Annotated in this window: 18 protein-coding genes; 14 read left to right on the plus strand and 4 right to left on the minus strand. The window is 66.7% G+C overall.

The window, feature by feature from the left end; all coding sequences use genetic code 11:
• Positions 1-62 precede the first annotated feature (62 nt).
• A complete protein-coding gene (locus AZOLI_RS28865; RefSeq protein WP_044553563.1) occupies positions 63-1,889 on the plus strand; it encodes an IlvD/Edd family dehydratase in 1,827 nt (608 codons plus the stop codon).
• Positions 1,890-2,048: 159 nt separating this feature from the next.
• On the opposite strand, the gene AZOLI_RS31985 is transcribed toward AZOLI_RS28865, so the two are convergent.
• Positions 2,049-3,152 carry a hypothetical protein gene (locus AZOLI_RS31985; RefSeq protein ID WP_162488506.1) on the minus strand — a complete coding sequence of 368 codons (1,104 nt, stop codon included), beginning with the start codon at positions 3,150-3,152 and terminating at the stop codon, positions 2,049-2,051.
• 790 nt (positions 3,153-3,942) lie between these two features.
• Between AZOLI_RS31985 and AZOLI_RS28870 the strand changes: the two genes are divergently transcribed.
• Together AZOLI_RS28870 and AZOLI_RS28875 are read left to right on the plus strand one after the other, a co-directional pair.
• On the plus strand, positions 3,943-5,463 hold the full coding sequence (locus AZOLI_RS28870) for a ribonuclease J (protein WP_244442689.1): 1,521 nt from the start codon (positions 3,943-3,945) through the stop codon (positions 5,461-5,463).
• A gap of 338 nt (positions 5,464-5,801) precedes the next feature.
• Positions 5,802-7,514 (plus strand): sensor domain-containing diguanylate cyclase, encoded by a 1,713-nt coding sequence (locus tag AZOLI_RS28875; protein WP_162488507.1) that lies wholly within the window; start codon positions 5,802-5,804, stop codon positions 7,512-7,514.
• A 239-nt stretch (positions 7,515-7,753) separates the two neighbouring features.
• On the opposite strand, the gene AZOLI_RS28880 is transcribed toward AZOLI_RS28875, so the two are convergent.
• Both AZOLI_RS28880 and AZOLI_RS28885 read right to left on the minus strand, forming a co-directional pair.
• Positions 7,754-10,897: an efflux RND transporter permease subunit gene (locus AZOLI_RS28880; protein WP_014250203.1), complete on the minus strand. Its 3,144-nt coding sequence runs from the start codon at positions 10,895-10,897 to the stop codon at positions 7,754-7,756.
• Between the two features lie 30 nt (positions 10,898-10,927).
• On the minus strand, positions 10,928-12,130 hold the full coding sequence (locus AZOLI_RS28885; RefSeq protein ID WP_014250204.1) for an efflux RND transporter periplasmic adaptor subunit: 1,203 nt from the start codon (positions 12,128-12,130) through the stop codon (positions 10,928-10,930).
• A gap of 184 nt (positions 12,131-12,314) precedes the next feature.
• Here AZOLI_RS28885 and AZOLI_RS28890 point away from each other — a divergent pair, with 184 nt between their 5' ends.
• From AZOLI_RS28890 to AZOLI_RS28900, 3 genes are all read left to right on the plus strand, one after another.
• Positions 12,315-13,013 (plus strand): TetR/AcrR family transcriptional regulator, encoded by a 699-nt coding sequence (locus tag AZOLI_RS28890; protein ID WP_014250205.1) that lies wholly within the window; start codon positions 12,315-12,317, stop codon positions 13,011-13,013.
• Positions 13,014-13,109: 96 nt separating this feature from the next.
• Positions 13,110-13,943, plus strand: a complete 834-nt coding sequence (locus AZOLI_RS28895; RefSeq protein WP_014250206.1) for a universal stress protein — start codon at positions 13,110-13,112, stop codon at positions 13,941-13,943.
• 149 nt (positions 13,944-14,092) lie between these two features.
• On the plus strand, positions 14,093-14,779 hold the full coding sequence (locus AZOLI_RS28900; RefSeq protein WP_014250207.1) for a TetR/AcrR family transcriptional regulator: 687 nt from the start codon (positions 14,093-14,095) through the stop codon (positions 14,777-14,779).
• Between the two features lie 13 nt (positions 14,780-14,792).
• Here the strand turns inward: AZOLI_RS28900 and AZOLI_RS28905 are convergent, their stop codons facing one another.
• A complete protein-coding gene (locus AZOLI_RS28905) occupies positions 14,793-16,289 on the minus strand; it encodes an MFS transporter (RefSeq protein ID WP_014250208.1) in 1,497 nt (498 codons plus the stop codon).
• A 17-nt stretch (positions 16,290-16,306) separates the two neighbouring features.
• Here AZOLI_RS28905 and AZOLI_RS31995 point away from each other — a divergent pair, with 17 nt between their 5' ends.
• From AZOLI_RS31995 to AZOLI_RS28940, 8 genes are all read left to right on the plus strand, one after another.
• Positions 16,307-16,498 carry a hypothetical protein gene (locus AZOLI_RS31995; RefSeq protein ID WP_014250209.1) on the plus strand — a complete coding sequence of 64 codons (192 nt, stop codon included), beginning with the start codon at positions 16,307-16,309 and terminating at the stop codon, positions 16,496-16,498.
• A 150-nt stretch (positions 16,499-16,648) separates the two neighbouring features.
• Complete coding sequence (locus AZOLI_RS28910; RefSeq protein ID WP_014250210.1) at positions 16,649-17,323, plus strand: amino acid ABC transporter permease; 675 nt, start codon at positions 16,649-16,651, stop codon at positions 17,321-17,323.
• 13 nt (positions 17,324-17,336) lie between these two features.
• Positions 17,337-17,990 carry an amino acid ABC transporter permease gene (locus AZOLI_RS28915; protein ID WP_014250211.1) on the plus strand — a complete coding sequence of 218 codons (654 nt, stop codon included), beginning with the start codon at positions 17,337-17,339 and terminating at the stop codon, positions 17,988-17,990.
• Positions 17,991-18,020: 30 nt separating this feature from the next.
• Complete coding sequence (locus AZOLI_RS28920; RefSeq protein WP_014250212.1) at positions 18,021-18,830, plus strand: transporter substrate-binding domain-containing protein; 810 nt, start codon at positions 18,021-18,023, stop codon at positions 18,828-18,830.
• A gap of 39 nt (positions 18,831-18,869) precedes the next feature.
• A complete protein-coding gene (locus tag AZOLI_RS28925; RefSeq protein WP_014250213.1) occupies positions 18,870-19,634 on the plus strand; it encodes an amino acid ABC transporter ATP-binding protein in 765 nt (254 codons plus the stop codon).
• Positions 19,635-19,664: 30 nt separating this feature from the next.
• On the plus strand, positions 19,665-20,603 hold the full coding sequence (locus AZOLI_RS28930; protein WP_014250214.1) for a 2-hydroxyacid dehydrogenase: 939 nt from the start codon (positions 19,665-19,667) through the stop codon (positions 20,601-20,603).
• Between the two features lie 12 nt (positions 20,604-20,615).
• The gene (locus AZOLI_RS28935; RefSeq protein ID WP_014250215.1) at positions 20,616-21,680 is read left to right on the plus strand and encodes a LacI family DNA-binding transcriptional regulator; all 1,065 of its coding nucleotides are present in this window, start codon (positions 20,616-20,618) and stop codon (positions 21,678-21,680) included.
• Positions 21,677-22,414 (plus strand): 2-keto-4-pentenoate hydratase, encoded by a 738-nt coding sequence (locus AZOLI_RS28940; protein ID WP_014250216.1) that lies wholly within the window; start codon positions 21,677-21,679, stop codon positions 22,412-22,414. Before AZOLI_RS28935 ends, AZOLI_RS28940 begins: the two co-directional genes overlap by 4 nt.
• Positions 22,415-22,423: the final 9 nt, after the last annotated feature.

A 22,423-nucleotide genomic window follows, 5' to 3' on the forward strand; every position in this document is an offset into this window, starting at 1 on the left:
ACGCACCCCCAACTCCGGCGCCGCCGATCCGGCCCGCGCCCCAACCTGAAACCGGTGCCGATATGTCCGATACGAAGCCCCCCTTCCCCCCCAACTCTTCCGATTCAGGGCGTCGGCTGCGGTCGCGCGCGTGGTTCGACAACCCTGCCAACCCCGACATGACGGCGCTCTACCTGGAGCGCTACCTGAACTTCGGCCTGACGCGGGAGGAGCTGCAGTCCGGCGCGCCCATCATCGGCATCGCCCAGACCGGATCCGACCTCAGCCCCTGCAACCGCCACCATCTGGTGCTGGCCGAACGTCTGCGCGAGGGCATCCGCACCGCCGGCGGCATCGCCATCGAGTTTCCCGTCCACCCGATCCAGGAGACCGGCAAGCGCCCGACCGCCTCCATCGACCGCAACCTGGCATATCTCGGCCTCGTCGAGGTGCTGCACGGCTATCCGCTGGACGGCGTGGTTCTGACCATCGGCTGCGACAAGACCACCCCGGCCTGCCTGATGGCGGCGGCGACCGTCAACATTCCGGCCATCGCCCTGTCGGTCGGCCCGATGCTGAACGGCTGGTTCCGCGGCGAGCGCACCGGCTCCGGCACCATCGTGTGGAAGGCCCGCCAGCTGATGGCGGCCGGCGAGATCGACTATCAGGGCTTCATCGAGCTGGTGGCCTCCTCGGCCCCCTCGACCGGCTACTGCAACACGATGGGCACTGCCTCCACCATGAATTCGCTGGCGGAGGTGCTGGGCATGCAGCTTCCGGGCTCCGCCGCCATCCCGGCCCCCTACCGCGAGCGCCAGCAGGCGGCCTACGAGACCGGCAAGCGCATCGTCGAGATGGTGCGCCAGGACATCAAGCCGTCGGACATCCTGACCCGCGACGCCTTCCTCAATGCCATCGTGGTCAACTCCGCCATCGGCGGTTCGACCAACGCGCCCATCCACATCAACGCCATCGCCAAGCACATCGGCGTGCCGCTGACGGTGGACGACTGGCAGACCCACGGGCTGGGCGTGCCGCTGCTGGTCAACCTGCAGCCGGCCGGCGAGTATCTGGGCGAGGATTTCCACCGCGCCGGCGGCGTGCCGGCGGTGGTGTCGCAGCTGATGCGCCAGGGCCTGATCCGCGAGGACGCGCCCAACGTCAACGGCCGGACCATCGGCGAGAACTGCCGCGACACCGAGATCCTCGACACCCGCGTCATCCACCCCATCGACGACCCGCTGAAGATCAACGCCGGCTTCGTCGTGCTGCGCGGCACCCTGTTCAACGCCGCCATCATGAAGACCAGCGTCATCTCCGACGAGTTCCGCGAACGCTACCTGTCCAACCCCAGCGATCCGGAAGCCTTCGAGGGCAAGGTCGTCGTCTTCGACGGTCCGGAGGATTACCACCACCGCATCGACGACCCATCGCTGGGCATCGACGCCTACACCATCCTGGTGATCCGCGGCGCCGGCCCCATCGGCTATCCGGGTGCAGCGGAGGTGGTGAACATGCGGCCCCCCGCCGACCTCATCAAGCAGGGCATCCATTCCCTGCCCTGCATCGGCGACGGGCGGCAGTCAGGCACCTCGGGCTCCCCGTCCATCCTCAACGCCTCGCCGGAGGCGGCGGCCGGCGGCAACCTCGGCCTTCTGCGCAGCGGCGACCGCGTGCGCATCGACCTGCGCCGCGGCAGCGCCGACATCCTGCTCTCCGAAGCGGAGCTTGCCGACCGCAAGGCCGCGCTGGAGGCGGCCGGCGGCTACCCCGCCCCGGCGTCGCAGACCCCGTGGCAGGAGATCCAGCGCGGCATCGTCGACCAGCTGGATGAGGGCATGGTGCTGAAGCCGGCGGTCAAGTACCAGCGCGTCGCCCAGACGATGGGGATCCCGCGCGACAATCACTGACGGCTGGGAGCTTTCGGGCGAAGTGCCGCCCTCCTGCAACGCGGTAGGGCGGCGTCCGCCTTCGGCATTGAGGTTGACTGATTCTCTGTGTGTCTTGGCTCGCGTCATAGGACAATGGTACGAGCCGCAAAGGTACGCAGCACCAGAATGCGTGTTGGTTCAGTTTCTTATCTGAGACAGCACTAAATCCAGTCCATGGAAAGTAAATCGCCCGCGGTTTCCCTCTTCATAAGTCACGATAGCGATATCAAGTTGCTTCAATGCTTTCCCGAAATTTGGGTCTTCGCGCATCGCAGGGCACACGAGCACACGCTGAGGAGGTGGCGTCTGGCCGGCACCATAAACCACAAGCTGACCCAAGGCCGTAAACCAGCTTTGGGTGCTTGAAGATACCTTAACCTCGAAAAGTATTTTCATATTTCCTTTTGGGCCAAGGACATAGAGGTCTGGACGCATGTCGAAACACATGCCATTTACTGCTTGATCGCCAATCGTCTTTTGCAAGGCGTTAACAACACGCCCATGCTCTCTTCGGATGGTATATGTATCGCTTGGATAACCGCTGCCTGTGCCGTCCTGGTCATTTTCTGGCGTGAAGCCGCTGTCCGAATTGGCAGCTTTGCCAACAACGTTACTAAGCATTGAGCCGTCCATGGCTCCTTGGGCACGAATCTTGGCGATGGCTCGCAGACGCTCGCATTCCTTGATATAAGCGCGCAGTCGTGGCAGGAAGCCGGGCGCATCGAGAGAGCCGATGACAAACACACGTTCTTCGACATTTTCTGAGCGAAGAATGGGTTCGTTTACGAAGCCGCGGATTCGCTTGGCAAACTCCGCCATGGACATCTGTCCGCCACGCCCGCCACCAAGTCCTCCCTTATGACCGAGGTAGAAATGTCCCTCGTCATCAACCAGGGTGCGACCGGCTGCCTGACGGTTTTCCGGATCTACAGGCAGGTTGATCTCCAAACTCGGACCGAGGACTTTAGCGTCATCCGCCGGTTCCAGAGAACTGCCAAACCAGCAAGGCCAGCGGTTATCGTCGAAGAGGTCGTTGGGGAAGTAACCCCACAAGCCAATTTCTGGGCACCAGAGCAGATCAGCCTTTGCGATGGATCCTCCCGGAGTTGAAAGCTTGCATGCATGCGATCTACACCCCTTTGCAACAAAGCTTGCCAATATCCGATTCCGGACATCAGTCACCTGATCTGGCGTTACCAAACGCAGCATAATCCCCCCTTTTTGCCCACAATCGCCGACCATCGCATTTGTATCGCAATGAACGACCGCCCCTGAGCGCACAATCAAGGAAATGAATATGTTTATATTGATCGCCCTATGATTGCAATAAGGCGTGATATGATCCGGAGGGCAATCGCATTTGAAATCTAGAGTCCTATGAAGGGACTTCCGTCATCCCCGCGAAGGCGGGGATCCAGAGTTCGCATGGCGAATCTGTTGAAAAAGCCTGGATCCCCGCCTTCGCGGGGATGACGGGTTTCCTTGAAAAGGAACATGATCTTCATATGCGATTGCCCTGATATGATCCGTTTCACGCCTTTTTAGCCGCACATACCAGGATGCGGGGAAATCATAGATATGTCACTCTGGCATGAGCTGATATCGATAGGATCGATCCGTGGCTCTCACGTACCTCGGTCGAGCCTTTGCTTCAAATAAGCTATATAGCTGAGCATGGTAGCAAACCGGCCAGAGCGCCGGCAAAGCTGGCCAGGACACGCCAGCAGTCCAAAGCTCCTACAACGACACTTAGCGACATTACCGCCTTGGCGCAGTTGAAAGCGCCAGTTGCCCCCCCCACGCATCCCAGCAATGCCCCACCATTTCGTGTGACTTTTCACGCGCGCCCTTGACGTGCGTCTCCCTTTGCCCACATAAGCCCATACCGAACATTCGATCCCAGCCGTCCGACGGCCGCCGTACAGGCGCCTCCGGCAGGGTTTCCCCCCACTCCCGAGATCCGCATCGACGAGCGATGCACGCCTGTCCGGCAGCGTCGAATGCCGGCCTAAGTGAGACGTACGACAGAGGCATGACGTTTGATTCAAAGCGGCGCCGGATGGCGCCGAACAACCGCGCACGCAACCGCAACCCGCGTCCGCGAGATGACTTCGACGGCTCCCGCCCGGCGACCATTCCGGTCCATGGCGGCGGCCCCACCGGCCCGGTTCCGGGCAAGGACGAGATCCTGTTCCTTCCGCTGGGCGGCTGTTCCCGCATCGGCATGAACATGGCGCTCTACGGCCATGCCGGCAAATGGCTGATCGTGGACGCCGGCGTCGCCTTCGTCGGCGACGAGTTGCCCGGCGTCGACAGCCTGATGGCCGATCCGACCTTCATCGAAGAGCGGATGCAGGATGTCGTCGGCCTGGTGGTGACCCATGCGCACGAGGACCATATCGGCGCGATCCACCATCTGTGGCCGCGGCTGCGCTGCCCGATCTATGCCAGCCCCTTCGCCTCGCACATCATCCGCGACCGGCTGAAGGAAAAGGGCGCCCACCGCGCCGCCAAGGTGCAGACCTTCGAGATCGGCGACACGCTGACCATCGGTCCCTTCCGGATCGAGACCATCGCCGTCACCCATTCGATCCCCGAACCGATGTCGCTGGCGATCCGCACGGCGGCCGGCACGGTGCTGCACACCGGCGACTGGAAGTTCGATCCCGATCCGCTGATCGGCCGGACCACCGATGTCGCCGCGCTGAAGCGCCTGGGCAACGAGGGGCTGCTCGCCATGATGTGCGACAGCACCAATGCCGACGTTCCCGGCTCCACCGGATCGGAGGCCGACGCCCGCGCCGGCCTGATCGGCGCCTTTGCCAACCGGTCTGGCGCCATCGCGGTGACCGGCTTCGCCTCCAACGTCGCCCGCATGACCGCGGTGGCGGAAGCGGCGGCGGCGGTCGGGCGCAAGGTGGTCCTGGTCGGCCGCTCCATGCTGCGCATGGAAAAGGCGGCCCAGGCCTGCGGCTATCTGGATCATGTGCCGGACTTCATGGATGTCCGCGAGGCCTCCTGGACCCCGCGCGAGAATCTGGTGTTCCTGTGCACCGGCAGCCAGGGCGAGGAACGGGCGGCGCTCAGCCGTCTGGCCCGCAACGAGCACCGCGAGCTGTGGCTGGAAGAGGGCGACACCGTCATCTTCTCCGCCCGCACCATCCCCGGCAACGAGGAGGCGCTGGCCGAAATCCACGAGCATCTGCGCGGCATGGGGGTGGAGATCGTCACCCCGGCCGATGCGCCGGTCCACGTCTCCGGCCACCCCAAGCGCGACGACCTCGCCCGCATGTACGAGCTGGTCCGCCCGCGCTTCGCGGTTCCGGTCCACGGCACCATCGAGCATATGGAAGCCCACGCCCGCCTCGCCCGCGCCTGCGGCGTCGAGCGTGCCCTGGTGCCGGAGGATGGCGACATCCTGCGCATCGCCAAGGAAGGCACCCGCGTGATCGGCCGTATCGAACCCAGGCGGCTGGCCAACACCGGCCGGGATCTCATTCCCTGGGTGCCGCCGGTGGCGGTGGACGCCGAGGAAGAACGCGTCGCGGCCTGAAAACCGGACATGAAAAGCCGGACATAGGAACGGACGGCAGAGGAGGATGCGGGGCATGATCAGCGTCGTCCTCTGCCATCCTCCCGATCCTGGTCCCGAGGGTTCAGGGGCGGGAACGGGTGCGGCGGTCAAAGCGGACGATTGCGGACGGCCCCCCTCCCACAAACGTAGGAACGTAGCGCCGGCCGGCCGACGATGCGGCAACCACCCGATTTTCGATTCCTGCGCCCGGCGACAACACATTCTTTAGATTTCTCTTTCTACAAATCTGAGTACCGGAGAATGTAGCAGCCGGCGTCAGGGACGACTCCGGCCACACGACAGCGAAAGGGCCTGGGATGGCGCCACATGGTGATCGCGATTCTCATGGCGAACTGCCCGGCGATCCTGTTCGGCCCATCGCACCGGGCTGGGATGACGGCGGCATTCTCGACATGCTGTTCGCGAACAATGCGGCTCCCATCCTGCTGATCGATCCCGGCCGGGACGGGGCCATCGTCGATGCCAATCCCAAGGCGGCCGCCTTCTACGGCCACAGCCGCGAAAAGCTGCGCAGCCTCCATGTCTGGGACATCAATGCGCTCGGACGGTCGATCCTGCCGGCGATGCGGGAGATCGCATCGTGGGAGGGCGGCCATTACCCGCAACGCTTCCATCATCGGCTTGCCGACGGGTCGGTGCGCGACGTGCAGGTCTATGCCGGTCCCATCCTGCTGGCCGGGCGGAAGCTGCTGCTGTGCATCATCCATGACCTGACCGCCGTGATCGAGGCCGAGCAGTTCAACCGCCTGCTGCTGGAAAATGTGCAGGTCGGGGTCTGCGGCATCGACCGCGCCGGAAACTTCACCTTCGTCAATCCGGTCGCCGTCCGTGCCCTCGGCTTCCGCCATGAAAGCGAGCTGACCCGCGGTCATATCGGGTGTTTCCTGACCTACAGCAGTCCGGCTCCAACCGACTTGCCCCCGGACAGCCGCACAGCCGGGTCGGAGGGAGGCGCTGCGGCGCTCCACCCCATCTTCCAGGTGGCCGAAACCGGGCAGACGGCACGGGACATCGACGCCACATTCCTGCGCAGCGACGGCACGCCGTTCCCGGTCCGCCTGACCGCCAGCCCGATCCGCAACCACAGCGGAATCGTCGGCGTGGTGGTGAGTTTCTCCGACCTGACGGCGGAACGGGAGCAGGAAGCCCAGGCCAGCGATCTGGCCAACGCCCTGCCGGGCGCGATCTTCCAGGCAGAGCTTCATCCGGACGGCGCGCTGCGCGCCGGCTATTTCAGTTCCGCCGCCACAGAGCTGTTCGGCTTGACCCCGGAGTCCGAACTCACCGCCCCAAGCATCCTGATCCCGCTGATGAGCCTGAAGGGCTGGGCCAGGATCCGCCGCAGCCTGCGGCGGGCCGGACGGGATGGCAAGGTCTGGGAAGGCGAATTGGAGATCGGTCCGGCCGATTCCCGGCGCTGGCTGCTGGGACGCGCCCAGCCGCGACGGCGCGCCGACGGCACCCTGGTCTTCAACGGCGTTCTGCTGGACATCACCGAGCGCAAGATCCTGGAGGCCGAACTGCAGCGGGCGGCGATGCACGATCCGCTGACCGGGGCCTGGAACCGCCGCCGCTTCCAGCAGGCGCTTGCCGAGGCCGAGGCCAGAGCGGAGCGCTACGGCCGGCCCTATGTCCTGGCGCTGATCGACATCGACCACTTCAAGCGCTTCAACGACACGCATGGGCATCAGGCGGGCGACGACGCCCTCCGTCTGGTCGCCGGCACGCTCTCCGCCCGGCTGCGCCGCTCCGATGCGCTCGCCCGCTGGGGCGGCGAGGAATTCGCCCTGCTGCTGCCGGAAACCGAACTGGCGGCTGCCGGGCAGGTGCTCGAAAATCTCCGGCAGGCCGTCGCATCGCAGCAGATGGAGTGCGGAAGCTCCATCACCGTCAGCATCGGCGCCGGACAGTGCCGGGCCGGCGAGGACACCTACGGCCTGCTCCAGCGCGTCGATGCCGCGCTGTACCGGGCCAAGGACGCGGGCCGGAACCGCGTCGAGCTGGCCTGACCGGCTGACATTCGCCGGTTGGCAAAGCAGCAGCCCCGGTCAGCCCCGACGGCAACGCCCTGCCACCCGCAAGCCGACAGGTCAGGTGGTGGGACGTCCCACGTTCGAATGGGGTGGACGGATTGAACGGAAGGGACGGACCTGTTCCATGATGTTCCATCCTGCCGCGTAAGAAAAAGCGCCGGGCCCGCGAGGGACCCGGCGCTTTTCAGTTCCTGCGGCGGAAGCGTTCCCTCCGCTCAGTCTCCTGCCGCCGGCTGCGGTGCGGCGCCCTGGTCCGGGCGCCGGCGGACGAACAGACGATAGATCGCGACGAAGAAGACCGGCACGAACAGGATCGCCAGCACGGTGGCGGAGATCATGCCACCCATCACGCCGACACCGATCGCGTTCTGGCTCTCCGACCCCGCGCCGGTGCTGATCGCCAACGGCAGCACGCCGAGGATGAAGGCCATCGACGTCATGATGATCGGCCGCAGGCGCTGGCGGCAGGCCTCCGCCGCCGCTTCCTTCAACTCCATGCCCTGGTCGTAGAGCGACTTGGCGAACTCCACGATCAGGATGGCGTTCTTCGCCGACAGGCCGATGGTGGTCAGCAGGCCGACCTGGAAATAGACGTCGCTCGGCAGGCTGCGCAGCGTCGCCGCGACGACCGCGCCGATGACGCCCAGCGGCACCACCAGGATGACCGACACCGGCACCGACCAGCTCTCATAGAGTGCCGCCAGGCAGAGGAAGACGAAGATCATCGACAGGGCATAGAGCGCCGGGGCCTGCGAGCCGCTGAGTCGCTCCTCGTAGGACAGGCCGGTCCACTCGTAGCCGATGCCCGGAGGCAGCTTCTGCATCATCGCCTCCATCTCGGCCATCGCCTCGCCCGAGCTGATGCCCGGCGCGGGAGCGCCCTGGATGTTGATCGATGCCGAGCCGTTGTAGCGCTCCAGCTTCGGCGAACCGTAGATCCACTGCGCCGTGGTGAAGGCGGAGAAGGGGACCATCTGCCCAGCGGTATTGCGCACATACCAGCGGTCGATGTCGCTCGGCTGCATGCGGTAGGGCGCGTCGGCCTGCAGATAAACCTTCTTCACCCGGCCCTGGTCGATGAAGTCGTTGACATAGGACGACCCCCAGGCCGCCGACAGCGTCGTGTTGATGTCGCTGAGCGACAGGCCGAGCGCGCTCGCCTTCTCGCGGTCGACATCCAGCTTGAACTGCGGGGTGTCCTCCAGGCCGTTGGGGCGGACGCCGACCAGCTTCGGGTTCTGCGCCGCCATGCCCAGCAGCTGGTTGCGCGCCTGCATCAGCCGGTCATGGCCCAGCCCGCCGCGGTCGACCAGCTGCAGGTCGAAACCGGTGGCGTTGCCCAGGCCGGGGACCGACGGCGGCAAGAAGGCGAAGACCACCGCATCCTTCAGCCGCGACAGCGCCCCCATCGCCCGGCCGGCGATGGCCTGCGGCTTCTGCGACGGCAAGGGACGCTCGCTCCAGTCCTTCAGCCGGACGAAGGCCATGCCGGCATTCTGGCCGCGACCGGAGAAGTTGAAGCCGACGATGGAGAACAGGCCCTCGACGCTGTCCTTCTCCTGTTCCAGGAGATAGGTGGTGACGGCCTTGGCTGTCTCTGCCGTGCGCTCCGCGCTGGCGTTCGGCGGGGCCGACCACAGCACGAACAGCTGGCCGCGGTCCTCCGTCGGCAGGAAGGAGGAGGGCATCTGCAGGAACAGGTAGCCCAGCCCGCCGAGAATCAGCAGATAGGCGACGAAATAGCGGCCCAGCCGGTTCACCGCACCGCGCACGCCGCGGACATAGACCCGGCTGCTGGCGTCGAAGCCGCGGTTGAACAGGCCGAAGAAGCCCCTCTTGGCATGCCCATGGCCGACCGCCACCGGCTTCAGGATGGTGGCGCAGAGCGCGGGCGTCAGGACCAGGGCGACCAGCACCGACAAGGCCATCGCCGATACGATGGTCAGCGAGAACTGGCGGTAAATGGCGCCGGCCGACCCGCCGAAGAAGGCCATCGGCACGAACACCGCCGACAGCACCAGCGCGATGCCGACGAGCGCGCCGGTGATCTGGTCCATCGACTTGCGCGTCGCCTCGCGCGGGGGCAGGCCCTCCTCGCCCATCACGCGCTCGACGTTTTCGACGACGACGATGGCGTCGTCGACCAGCAGGCCGATGGCCAGCACCATGCCGAACATCGTCAGCACGTTGATCGAGAATCCGAAGAGCGACAGCACCCCGAAAGTACCGAGCAGCACCACCGGCACGGCGATGGTCGGGATCAGCGTCGCGCGGAAATTCTGCAGGAACAGGTACATCACGACGAAGACGAGGACGATGGCCTCAAACAGCGTCTTGATCACCTCTTCGATCGACAGCTGAACGAAGGGGGTCGTGTCGTAGGGATAGATGACCTCGATACCCTCCGGGAAGAAGGGCTGCAGTTCCGCCACCCGCGCCTTGACCGCGGCGGCAGTGTCCAGCGCGTTGGCGCCGGTCGCCAGCTTGATGCCGACACCCGCCGCCGGCTTGCCGTTGTAGGCGGCATTGATCTCGTAGGTTTCGGACCCGATCTCGATCCGCGCCACGTCACGCAGCCGCACCTGGGAACCGTCGGGATTGACGCGCAGCAGGATGGCGCCGAACTGCTCCGGCGTCTGCAGGCGCGACTGGGCGGTGATGGTGGCATTGATCTGCTGGCCCGGAACCGCCGGCGCACCGCCGAGCTGGCCGGCGGAAACCTGGGCGTTCTGGGTACTGATGGCGTTGGAAACGTCGGTGGTCGTCAGCGCGAAATTGTTAAGCGCGTCGGGATCGAGCCAGATGCGCATGGCATGCTGCGGACCGAAGACGGTGACGTCGCCGACGCCCTCCACACGGCTGATGGTGTCCTGCAGGTTGGAGGTGACGTAGTCGGAGATGTCACCCTGGCTGAGGCGCCCGTCGCTCGACACGAAACCGACCACCAGCAGGAAGTCGTTGCCGGCCTTCGACACCTGAAGGCCGCGCTGCTGGACCTCCTGCGGCAGCAGGGGGGTCGCCAACTGCAGCTTGTTCTGCACCTGGACCTGGGCGATGTCGGGATTGGCCTCCGGCTCGAAGGTCAGCGTGATGCTGACATTGCCGGAAGAGTCGCTGGTGGAGGACATGTAGCGGAAGTGGTCGAGCCCGGTCATCTTCTGTTCGATGACCTGGGTGACCGTGTCCTCCAGCGTCTTGGCCGAAGCGCCGGGATAGCTGGCGGTGATCGACACCGTCGGCGGTGCGATCTTCGGATATTGTTCGACGGGCAGTTGCAGGATCGCCAGGGCGCCGGCCATCATGATGACGATGGCGATGACCCAGGCGAAGACCGGCCGGTCGATGAAGAATTTTGACATGGGAGCGGTTCCTGCGGACGGTGTCCTGGATCAGCGGGCCGAAGCAGCCTTTTCAGGCAGCGCGGCAAGGGCGTTCTGGGCCGGCACCGGCTTCACCTCGGCACCCGGCTTGACCTTCTGCAGGCCTTCGACGACCACCCGCTCGCCGGCGGCCAGCCCGTCCGACACCAGCCAGACATTGTCGACCGCGCGCTCGGTCTTGATCGTACGCTGGGCCACCTTGCTGTCGGCGCCCACCACCCAGACGCGGGCGCTGCCATCCGGTCCACGGCTGACCGCCGCCTGCGGGACGGTGATGGCGTTCTCGGCGACGCCCTGCTCCACGCGGGCGCGAACGAAAAGCCCGGGCAGCAGGTCCTTGTTGGGGTTGGGGAAGACCGCCCGCAGCTGGACCGAACTGGTGCCGGCATCCACCGTCACGTCGGAGAACTGCAACTCGCCCTTTACCGGATAGGGGGTGTCGGCGCCGCTGGCGTTGCTGTTCAGCAGCAACGTCACCGGGATCTTGCCGGGCTCGGCCGGCCGGATGCGGCCGGTCGCCATATCCTCGCGCAGCTTCATCAACTGCGAGGCGGTCTGCGTCACGTCGACATAGATCGGGTCGAACTGCTGGATGGTCGCCAACGCCGTCGCCTGACTGGCCGTGACCAGCGCGCCTTCGGTGACCGCCGACTTGCCGATGCGGCCGGAAATCGGCGCGAACACCTTGGTATAGTTCAGGTTGATGCTGGCAAGGTTGTAGGCTGCCTTGGCAGCGGCCACCTGCGCCTCATTCTGCTTCATCGAAGCCAGGACATCGTCGAAGTCCTGCTTGCTGACCACGCTGTTCTTCACCAGGTCGCCGTAACGCGCCGCCTTGTTGCGCGCGGCCTGCAGGTTGGCTTCCGCCTTCTGCACGTCCGCCAAGGCGCTCGCCAGCGACGCTTCGTAGGTGGCGGGGTCGATCTGGTAGAGCTGGTCGCCGGCCTTGACGTCGCTGCCCTCGCGGAACAGGCGCTTCAGCACGATGCCGCTGACCTGCGGACGGATTTCCGCCACCCGATAGGCGGCGGTGCGTCCCGGCAGCTCGGTCGTCACGGTCAGTCGCTGCGGTTCGATGGTGACGACCGAAACTTCCGGCGGACCGCCTGCCTGGGGCTGGCCGGATGCCTGCTTCTGCTGGTTGCAGCCTGCGAGCACCGCGATCAGCGCAGCAGCCGCGGCCAGCGTCATGAATGAGTTGGATCTGAACATCTCTTTCCTCGTCTCGGCGCCGCGCGTCTGCGGTCCCGTCTCCCTGCTACGGCCGGGCTTTGGGCCGGCCTTCGGTCCGGGCTGCGGATGGACCGGCACATCCCCGTTGCTTAGTACTGTCTCATACAGTACACTGTACCAGACGATACATTCAGAACGCTGCAGCGCGCAAGGGGGTTCCGCAATGCCCGATACGGGGCTCGATGCAAGAGGGGTGGATTACGGCGCCGGAACGGGCACCCGCGGCCATGCGCGCTGCCGGGCTCTGCTGGATGCCGCGGCCGCGCTGTTCGTCGAGAAGGGCTATGCCGGCACGTCGCTCAGCGATGTGCTGCGGCTCGCCGGCGGGTCGCGCACGACGCTCTATGCCCATTTCGGCGACAAGGACGGCCTGTTCCGCGCCATGATGGAGGAACATTGCGCCCGGGTGCTGGACGGCATGGCACCGGACGCCCTGGCCCTGGATGCCCCCGCCGGCAGCATTTCCGAGCAGGTTGCCGATCCGGAGGAGCGGCTGGTCCGCATCGCGCTGCATATCATGCATGCGCTGACGGAACCGCAGACGACGGCGATCCTGCGCACGCTGATTTCGGAAGGTGCCCGCATTCCCGACCTCGTCGAGACCTTCGTCCGCGTCGGACCGGAGCGCACGCGCGAGCGGATGGCCGGCTGCCTGCGCGAATTGGAGGCTCTGGGACGGATCCGCGTCGCCGACCCCGATACGGCGGCCCAGGCCTTCTGCGGCATGGTGACCGGCAATCTTCTGATGGAGCGGCTGATCCTGCCCGACCGGCCTGTCGACACTCCGGCGGTGGAGGCCTATGTGCGCGCCTGCGTCCGCCTGTTCCTCCGCGGCGCCGCCCCGCCCCCGTCGGCCTCCTGACGTCATTCCGACTCAATCAATCACGCATCCCAACGGATCGCCAAGCAAGAGGCTCGCACAATGCCCCCCGGAACGCCCCCCAGAATACCCTCGGGAATGCCGAAGGACATCGTCGTTTTCATCGAGGCGGACGAGGAGCGGGCCGGTCGGCTCGCCTACGCCGCCGCCCTGGCGCAAAGCTGGCAGGCGCACCTGATCGCCACCTTCGTCGTCAACCGGCTGGAACTGACCCCCGGCAGCGGCTTCGCCCGCGGCGGCGGGCTGGAGGCCATGCTGCGCCAGCATCGGACCGCCACCCGCAACGCGGCGGCGGAAGCGCGGACGCTGTTCGACCGCATCGTCGCCGACACCTGCATCAGCGGCGAATGGCGCCTGTCCGACCATGAGGATGGCGAGGCGCTGATGCTCCATGCCCGCCATGCCAGCCTCGCCATCGTCGGTCCGCCGCTGCGGCCGGCCCAACCGGCGCGGATGCTCAGCCTGTCGGAGGACGTGATCTTCGCCTCCGGCCGTCCCACTCTGCTTCTGCCGACGGGCTGGCCGTCGCACCGCATCGGCCGGCGCATCGTCGTCGGCTGGAACGGCAGCCGCGAGGCGGCGACGGCCATCGCGCTCGCCATGCCATTGCTGAGCGCGGCGGACATCGTGCATTTGGTCGTGGTGCCAGAAGCGCGCCCGAACGGCCTGCTCGGCGGCGATCCGGGGGCCGACATGTCCCGCCATCTGGCGCGCAACGGGGTGGAGGTGGTGCTGGAACAGCGCCCCGGCACCGATGCCGGCACCGTGCTGCTGGACCATGCGCGCACGGTGGATGCCGACCTGCTGGTGATGGGCGCCTATGGCAGGCCGCGGATCAGCGAGTTCGTCTTCGGCGGGACGACCCGAACCGTGCTGGCGAAGGCGAACACGCCGATCCTGCTGTCGCGATGACCTTGCCGGAGGGGCACCCCTGCGTCTTTTTTGCCGCTCGCGCCGGTCCCCCTTCCCGGTGCAGACGTTCTACAGTGGCGCACGCGCATCGGCGTGGAACGGATACTCAGACCGGACGCGGGCGCCGCCGCGCCGGAGGAAAGCGCATCATGACGAGCAGCAGCCACAAGACCGATTTCGCCGCCGGAGCCACTGCCGGACCCGCTACCTGCGGACCGCGGGGACTGGCGCGCCGGCAGGCGATCCTGACCGCCGCCCGGCAGCTGTTCATCGAAAAGGGGTTCGAGAAGACCACGCTCAGCGACATCATCGCCGTGGCCGGCGGCTCCCGCGCCACGCTGTACGAGCATTTCGGCGACAAGGAAGGCTTGTTCCGCGCGATCATGGAGGAGGACAACGCCATGATCCTCTCCGGCCTCGCCCCGGCCCAGGCCGATGAGCGCGTCACGCCGGAAGCCGGGCTGACCGCCTTCGCCCTGCATCTGGTCAAGGCCCTGCTGAACGAGGAGACGACCGGCACGGTCCGCATCCTGATCTCCGAAGGCGACCGCGTGCCGGATATCGCCGAGGCCTTCTTCCGCATCGGCCCGGAAAACGCCATCCGCCGCCTTGCCGAGTATCTGCAACGCCTGTCGGACAGCGGCGCCCTGAAGATCGAGGATCCGGCCGTGGCCGCCCAGGCCTTCCTCGGCATGGTCACCGGCAACCTGCTGATGCGCCGCCTGATCCTGCCGCAGAGCGCGCCGGCCATCCCCGACCTCGACCGCTATGTCCGGCAGGCGGTGCGGCTGTTCCTGAGCGGCGCCCATGCATCCGGAACCGCCAATCCCGGATGAGACGCGGCGGCGGTCAGATCGTCTCCGCCGCTTCCTCCCCCGCCCCGCGGTCGCGGTCGGCCTTGGTCAGCGGTTCGGCGATCTCCTCCAGCCCCTTGCCTTCGGCATCGACGCCGTAGATCAGGGCGACCACGCCGCCGAACATCATCACCACCGACCCCAGCACATAGCCCCAGAACAGCGGCTCGCGCTCCGTCCCCTCCCCCACCAGCCAGCCGAACAGCAGCGGCCCGGTGGAGCCCACCACCTGGGCGACGGCGAAGAAATAGGAGATGGCCTGCGCCCGGACCTCCAGCGGGAAGATTTCGCTGACCGTCAGATAGGCCGACGACGCGCCCGCCGAGGCGAAGAAGAAGGACACGCACCAGAACACCGTGTGCGTGTCCGCCGTCAGCACCCCCTGCCGGAACAGGATGGCCGAGGCCAGCAGCACGGTTCCCGCCAGCAGATAGGTGCCGAAGATCATCCGCCGCCGCCCCACCGTATCGAACAGCGGCCCCAGCAGCAGCGGCCCGATCAGGTTGCCGGCGGCGAAGGGGAAGAAATAGAGCGCCGTCTGCGATGGATCGAGATGATAGAAATTCTGCAGGACCAGGGCATAGGTGAAGAAGATCGCGTTATAGAGGAAGGACTGCGTGACCATCATCGTCACGCCCAGGAAGGTGCGTGACGGATACTGCCGGAAGAAGACATCCACCAACTGGGCGTAGGACACCGAATCTTCGGGGATGATCGACATGGCCCGCCGCGGATCGACGGGCGGCAACGGCTTACCCTGCTCGCGAACACTGGCCTCGATGCCGTCGACGATGCGCTCGGCCTCCTCCTCCATTCCGTGGGTGACCATCCAGCGCGGGCTCTCCGGGATGAAGCGGCGCAGATAGATGATGGCCAGCCCCAGGATCGGGCCGATGAAGAAGGCGATGCGCCAGCCGAGATCCTCCGGGACCAGGGAGTGGTCGAGAAGGAAGACGCTGCCGACGGCGCCGATCATCGCACCGCCCCAATAGGTGCCGTTGATGGCGATGTCGACACGGCCGCGGTAGCGGGCGGGGATCAGCTCGTCGATGGCCGAATTGATGGCGGCATATTCGCCGCCGATCCCCATCCCGGCGACGAAGCGCCAGAGATAGAGGAACCACGGCGTCCAGGCGAATCCGGCGATGCCGGAGGCGATCAGGTAGATCGCCAGCGTGGTGATGAACAGCCGCTTGCGCCCCCAGCGGTCGGTCAGCCGCCCGAAGACGAGTGCGCCGACCACCTGCCCCATCAGATAGATGGTGCCGGCCAGCCCGACCTCGGCGCTCGACATGCCCAGGCTTTCCTTGTAGCCGGAGGCCGAGATCAGCTGGATTTCGATACCGTCCAGGATCCAGCTGACACCCAGCCCGACCACGACCATCCAATGGAATCGGGCCCAGGGCAGCCGGTCCATCCGGGCGGGCACGAGGCTGCTCACCGCGGCATTCCGCGGCGCGGAGCCCGGAGCGGCGCTTTGTCTGGCGGTCATGGCGGGCGGCACTCCTCATGCTGATGGTCGTGCTGATGGACGGACCGGGTGAGGCGTTCCGGCTGCGGATGAAACGTCCCGTCGCAATGGAAGGTTTCGCCGGCGCCCCATCCGAGCACCCGCCAAACATCTGGTACACGAATTGTCACGACTCTCCTCATTTTCCGTTGCGTATTTGGATCGATCCAATTAGCCTGTCCAAAGACTGAGGGGCACCGGGACGGCGACTGCGACGCCGCCACAGCCCAGGCAATGGCTCCCGGGCGATGACCCTGGATGGATGCCCGACGGACAAAGGCGATCCCGCGCGACGCCGGCTCTTGGAAATGCCGGTGCGACGCGGGTGCGGAGGAACGCCCATGACCTACGACTTTCAATTCGACGCGGTGTTCGCGTCGTGGGACATGCTGCTGGGCGGGGCCTGGCTGACGATCAAGCTGTCGTTCGGCGCCATGGCCATCGGGCTGGTGGTGGCCATCCTCTGTGCGCTGGGCAAGACCTCCGGTCCGAAACCGGTGCGCTGGCTGATCAACGCCTATATCGAGGTCATCCGCAACACGCCCTTCCTGGTCCAGATCTTCCTGATCTTCTTCGGGCTGCCGAGCGTCGGGCTGCGGCTGTCTCCGGATGTGGCGGCGCTGATCGCGATGGTCGTCAATGTCGGCGCCTATGCGACCGAGATCATCCGCGCCGGCATCGAATCCATCCACAAGGGCCAGATCGAAGCCGGATTGGCGCTGGGGCTGCGCCCGCTGCAGGTCTTCCGCTACATCGTGCTGAAGCCGGCGCTGCGCACGGTCTATCCGGCGCTGACCAGTCAGTTCATCCTGCTGATGCTGAGCTCCAGCATCGTGTCCGCCATCTCAGCGGACGAGCTGACGTCGGTCGCCAACAACATCCAGTCGCAGACCTTCCGCAGCTTCGAGATCTACATCGTCGTGACCGGCATCTATCTGGTGCTGGCGCTGATGTTCTCGGCCCTGTTCGCCGGCATCTACCGGCTGGCCTTCGCCTATACCGTCGACCGGCGCTGAAGGAGGCCGCAAGATGATCCGCGCCTTCGGATACAACGAGTTCCTGTTCCTGCTGAGCGCCGTGCAGTGGACGCTGCTGCTGTCGGCCATCGCCTTCATCGGCGGCAGCATCGTCGGCCTGTTCGTGGCGCTCGGCCGCACGTCGGACGTGAAGCCGCTGCGCTGGCTGGCCACCGGCTACATCCAGGTCTTCCAGGGCACGCCGCTGCTGATGCAGCTGTTCCTGGTCTTCTTCGGCGCCACCGTGATGGGCATCGACATGAGTCCGTGGGTCGCCGCCGCGCTCGGCCTGACGCTGAACACCAGTGCCTTCCTGGGCGAGATCTGGCGCGGCTGCATCCAGTCGGTGCCGCGTGGGCAATGGGAGGCGGCGTCCGCGCTCGGCCTGCGCTATCCGGGGCTGATGCGCTACGTGATCCTGCCGCAGGCGGTGAAGGTCGCCGTGCCGCCGACCGTCGGCTATCTGGTCCAGGTCATCAAGGGCACCTCGCTGGCCGCCATCATCGGCTTCGTCGAGCTGACCCGCGCCGGCCAGATCGTCAATAACGCCACCTTCCAGCCCTTCCTGGTCTTCGGCATCGTCGCCGCGATCTATTTCGCGCTGTGCTGGCCCCTGTCGCTGCTGAGCCAGCGGCTGGAAGCCCGCTACGCCGCCCCAACGCGCTGAAACCTCAAAAAACACTCGGAGGAAACAAAGATGGCCTTCACCGTCACCCGCCGCCTGATCGTCGCCGGCGCCCTGATGACCGCCGCGGTCGGACTCACCGCCACGGCGAACGCCCAGAGCGTCGAGGACATCAAGGGCAAGGGCAAGCTGAGCGTCGGCATGCTGGTCGACTTCCCGCCCTTCGGCATCACCAGCAGCGACGGCAAGCCGGACGGCTATGATGCCGACGTCGCCAAGCTGATGGCCAAGCACATGGGCGTGCCGGTGGACATCGTGCCGGTCACCGGTCCGAACCGCATCCCCTACCTGCTGACCGGCAAGGTGGACGTGCTGGTCGCCTCGCTCGGCATCACGCCGGAACGGGCCAAGCAGGTCGCCTTCTCCGATCCCTATGCCGCCATCGAGATCGGGCTGCTCGCCCCGCAGAAATCGCCGATCGCCAAGGCCGGGGATCTGTCGGGCAAGAGCGTCGGCGTCGCCCGCGCCAGCACCCAGGACCAGTCGCTGACCGCGGTGGCGCCGAAGGATGCCCGCATCATGCGCTTCGACGACGACGCCAGCGCCGTGCAGGCCCTGCTGTCCGGTCAGGTCGATGCGCTGGGCGTCAGCAACGTGGTGGCGCAGCAGATCAAGACGATGGCGCCGCAGGCCAATTACGAGATGAAGTTCGTGCTGAAGAGCCAGGTGCAGGGCGTCGCCATGCGCCAGGGCCAGGACAAGCTGCAGAGCTGGGTCAACGGCTTCCTCGACACGGTGAAGAAGAACGGGGAGCTGAACGCCATCCATCGGAAGTGGCTGGGCACCGACCTGCCGGCGGCGGTCACGTCCGGCAAGTCCTGAGCTTGAAGCAACCGCATTTCCCCGGTGGAGGGTAAGACCATGACAGTGGCGTCCGGACCGATGAGCGCGGATGTCGTCATCCGCATGGAAGGCGTCCAGAAATGGTACGATCACTTCCAGGTGCTGAAGGACATCGACCTGGAGGTCCACCGGGGCGAGCGGATCGTCATCTGCGGCCCATCCGGATCGGGAAAATCCACCCTGATCCGTTGCATCAACCAGCTGGAGCGCCACCAGAAGGGCCGCATCACCGTCAACGGCGTCGAGCTCGGCCCCCATCATCGCCAGCTCGACACCGTCCGGCGGGAGGTCGGCATGGTGTTCCAGAGCTTCAACCTGTTCCCGCACCTGACCGTGCTGGAGAACTGCATGCTGGCGCCGATGAAGGTGCGCGGCACGACCAAGGCCGATGCGAAGGCCACCGCGCTGCGCTATCTGGAGCGGGTGCGCATTCCCGAACAGGCCGACAAATATCCCGGCCAGCTATCGGGCGGCCAGCAGCAGCGCGTCGCCATCGCCCGGTCGCTGTGCATGAACCCGAAGGTGATGCTGTTCGACGAGCCGACCTCCGCGCTCGATCCCGAAATGGTCAAGGAGGTGCTGGACACCATGATCGGATTGGCGGAAGACGGCATGACCATGCTGTGCGTGACGCACGAGATGGGGTTCGCCAAGTCGGTCGCCCACCGCGTGATCTTCATGGACCGCGGCGAGATCGTCGAGCAGAACACGCCGGAGGCGTTCTTCTCCGCCCCGAAATCGGAGCGGACGCGGAGCTTCCTCGGCCAGATTCTGGCTCACTAGGACCTTTTCGTTCCACCAAGGACAGTCGTGATGAAGCCCGAAATCCTCCTCGTCGAACCCATGATGCCCGCCATCGAGCAGGCTCTGGACGCGGCCTACACCGTCCACCGGCTGTCGGCGGCGCCCGACCGCGACCGGCTGGTCGCCGAGTTGGCCGACCGGGCGCGCGCCGTCGTCACCGGCGGCGGGACCGGCGTGAAGAATGCGGTGATCGACGCGCTGCCCAAGCTGGGGATCGTCGCCATAAACGGCGTCGGCACCGATGCGGTCGACCTGGAGCATTGCCGCGGCCGCGGCGTGCGCGTCACCAACACACCGGACGTGCTGACCGACGACGTGGCGGATCTCGCCATCGGGCTGCTGATCGCAACGTCGCGCCGCATGGCGGTGGGCGACCGCTTCGTCCGGGCCGGGCAATGGCCGAAGGGCAAGCTGCCGCTCGCCCGCAAGGTCAGCGGCAAGCGGCTGGGCGTGCTGGGGCTGGGCCGCATCGGCGAGGCCATCGCCAAGCGCGCCGAGGCCTTCGGCATGACCATCGCCTACACCAACCGCAAGCCGCGCGAGGGCGTGCCGTACCGCTTCGTCGCCTCGCCGGTCGATCTGGCGCGGGAGAGCGACATCCTGGTGGTGGCGGCGTCCGCCGGGCCGGACGCCCGCAACATGGTGGGCCGCGAGCTGCTGGACGCGCTGGGGCCCGACGGCATCCTGGTCAATGTCGCCCGCGGCAGCGTGGTGGACGAGCCGGAACTGTTGGCGGCATTGACCGAAGGCCGACTGGGCGGGGCCGGGCTGGACGTCTTCGCCGACGAGCCGAATGTGCCGGAGGGGTTCTACGGCCTCGACAACGTCGTCCTGCAGCCGCATCAGGCCAGCGCCACGGTGGAGACGCGCACGGCGATGGGCCAGCTGGTGCTGGACAACCTGGACGCCTTCTTCGCCGGCCGGCCCTTGCCGACCGCCGTGGTGTGAGGCCCCGCCAGCGTGGCCAAACCGCCGGATAGCAGCAGATCGGGGAACGACCGCATCACCCTGACGGAGGTCGCCGGCCATGCCGGGGTGTCGCGGTCGACGGTGTCGCTGGTGCTGCGCGGCAGCCCGCTGGTGGCTGCGGAGACGCGGGAGCGGGTCCAGGCCGCCATGGCGGCGCTGGGCTACATCTACAACCGCGGCGCCGCCACCCTGCGCGCCGCCCGCACCCAGACCGTCGGGCTGCTGGTCTGCGAACTGAACAACCCCTTCTATGCCGAGCTGACGGCGGGGGTGGACGATGTGCTGGACGCCGAAGGCTTCGTCGCCTTCATCGCCAACACCGCCGAGCAGCCGGAGCGGCAGGAGCGTTTCCTGCAGCGGATGCGGGAACACAATGTCGACGGGGTGATCCTCTGCCCCGCCACCGGAACGCAAGGTGAGCTGCTGGACCGGCTGGACCGCTGGCGGCTGCCCTGCGTGCAGGCCCTGCGCCTCGTCTCCGACCGGGGCCGCGACTATGCCGGGGTGGATTACCAGGCGGGTGTGGAGACGGTCATCGACCATCTGGTCTCCCTCGGGCACAGCCGGATCGCCTTCGTCGGCGGCACGCTGGATCATTCCGCCTATGCGGCGCGCCATGCCGGTTTCACAGCGGCGATGCGGCGGCACGGGCTGGCGGACGATCTGGTCCTGCGCTGTCCGCTGACCCGACGGTCGGGTGCCGAGGTGGCGAACGATCTGCTCAATCGACCGCAAGCCCCGACGGCGGCCTTGTGCTACAACGACGTGGTGGCGCTGGGGCTGATGCTGGGGCTGGAGGCGCGCGGCCTCAGGGCCGGGCGCGATCTGGCCGTCACCGGCTTCGACGACGTGCCGGAAGCGGCGCTCAGCCGCCCGGCGCTCACCACCGTCGCCACCTCCGCAAGGCAGATCGGGCAGGAAGCCGCCCGGCTGCTTCTGCGCCGCATCGCCGACCCGCAGGGCCCGCCCGAGCGGATCATCCTGCCGAGCCGGCTGGTCGTCCGCGACTCCTGCGGCGCCCCTACCCCTTCCATCCACCACAGAGACTTGTCATGACCGATACCGTCGAGGCCCTGATCGCGGCACGCGAAACCCGCAAGTGGCTGACCGGGCTGGACAGCCGCCCCGCCGACGAGGCGGAGGCCTATGCGATCCAGGACGCCGTCGCCCGCCGCCTGGGTCCCGTCACCGCCTGGAAGGTCGGCGCCGCCACGCCCGAGGCCGTGCCCTTCCGCGCGCCGATCAACGCCGCCACCGTCTTCGAGGGCACGGACCATCTGCCGGCCAACCTGTTCCAGGTCATCGGGGTGGAGGCGGAGATCGCCTACCGCTTCGGCCGCGACCTGCCGGCGCGCGAGCAGCCCTATACGCGGGACGAGGTTCTGGACGCCGTGGCTTCCGTCCATCCGGCCTGGGAGATCGTCGACACCCGCTTCACCGGCTTCGGTAGCCAGGATCGGCTGAGCCATATGGCGGACCAGTTCAACCATGGCGCGCTGATCGTCGGCCCGGCCATCGCCGACTGGCGCGCGCTCGACCCGCTCACGGAGTCGGTGACGCTGGAGGTCGACGGCGAGATCAAGGTGGAAACGGTCGGCGGCAACAGCGCCGGCGACCCGGTGCGGCTGCTGGTGTGGATGGCGAATGTCGGCGCCCGCAGCTTCGGCGGCCTGCATGCCGGCGAGGTGGTCACCACCGGCTCCTGCACCGGCACCGTCTTCGTCCAGCCGGGCAGCCGGTCGGTCGCCCGCTACGGCACCATGGGCACGCTGACGCTGAAGGTCGATTGAGCGCCTGAG

The organism is Azospirillum lipoferum 4B (assembly GCF_000283655.1).
In the GTDB taxonomy this organism is placed as follows: domain Bacteria; phylum Pseudomonadota; class Alphaproteobacteria; order Azospirillales; family Azospirillaceae; genus Azospirillum; species Azospirillum lipoferum_C.

Coding starts and splice junctions, on each gene's coding strand:
- AZOLI_RS28925 (WP_014250213.1), top strand. CDS start 18,870: ATGACAGTGGCGTCCGGACCGATGAGCGCGGATGTCGTCATCCGCATG.
- AZOLI_RS28885 (WP_014250204.1), bottom strand. CDS start 12,130: ATGTTCAGATCCAACTCATTCATGACGCTGGCCGCGGCTGCTGCGCTG.
- AZOLI_RS28930 (WP_014250214.1), top strand. CDS start 19,665: ATGAAGCCCGAAATCCTCCTCGTCGAACCCATGATGCCCGCCATCGAG.
- AZOLI_RS28905 (WP_014250208.1), bottom strand. CDS start 16,289: ATGACCGCCAGACAAAGCGCCGCTCCGGGCTCCGCGCCGCGGAATGCC.
- AZOLI_RS28875 (WP_162488507.1), top strand. CDS start 5,802: ATGGCGCCACATGGTGATCGCGATTCTCATGGCGAACTGCCCGGCGAT.
- AZOLI_RS28915 (WP_014250211.1), top strand. CDS start 17,337: ATGATCCGCGCCTTCGGATACAACGAGTTCCTGTTCCTGCTGAGCGCC.
- AZOLI_RS28900 (WP_014250207.1), top strand. CDS start 14,093: ATGACGAGCAGCAGCCACAAGACCGATTTCGCCGCCGGAGCCACTGCC.
- AZOLI_RS31985 (WP_162488506.1), bottom strand. CDS start 3,152: ATGGTCGGCGATTGTGGGCAAAAAGGGGGGATTATGCTGCGTTTGGTA.
- AZOLI_RS28910 (WP_014250210.1), top strand. CDS start 16,649: ATGACCTACGACTTTCAATTCGACGCGGTGTTCGCGTCGTGGGACATG.
- AZOLI_RS31995 (WP_014250209.1), top strand. CDS start 16,307: ATGCTGATGGTCGTGCTGATGGACGGACCGGGTGAGGCGTTCCGGCTG.
- AZOLI_RS28870 (WP_244442689.1), top strand. CDS start 3,943: ATGACGTTTGATTCAAAGCGGCGCCGGATGGCGCCGAACAACCGCGCA.
- AZOLI_RS28895 (WP_014250206.1), top strand. CDS start 13,110: ATGCCGAAGGACATCGTCGTTTTCATCGAGGCGGACGAGGAGCGGGCC.
- AZOLI_RS28865 (WP_044553563.1), top strand. CDS start 63: ATGTCCGATACGAAGCCCCCCTTCCCCCCCAACTCTTCCGATTCAGGG.
- AZOLI_RS28920 (WP_014250212.1), top strand. CDS start 18,021: ATGGCCTTCACCGTCACCCGCCGCCTGATCGTCGCCGGCGCCCTGATG.
- AZOLI_RS28880 (WP_014250203.1), bottom strand. CDS start 10,897: ATGTCAAAATTCTTCATCGACCGGCCGGTCTTCGCCTGGGTCATCGCC.
- AZOLI_RS28890 (WP_014250205.1), top strand. CDS start 12,315: ATGCCCGATACGGGGCTCGATGCAAGAGGGGTGGATTACGGCGCCGGA.
- AZOLI_RS28940 (WP_014250216.1), top strand. CDS start 21,677: ATGACCGATACCGTCGAGGCCCTGATCGCGGCACGCGAAACCCGCAAG.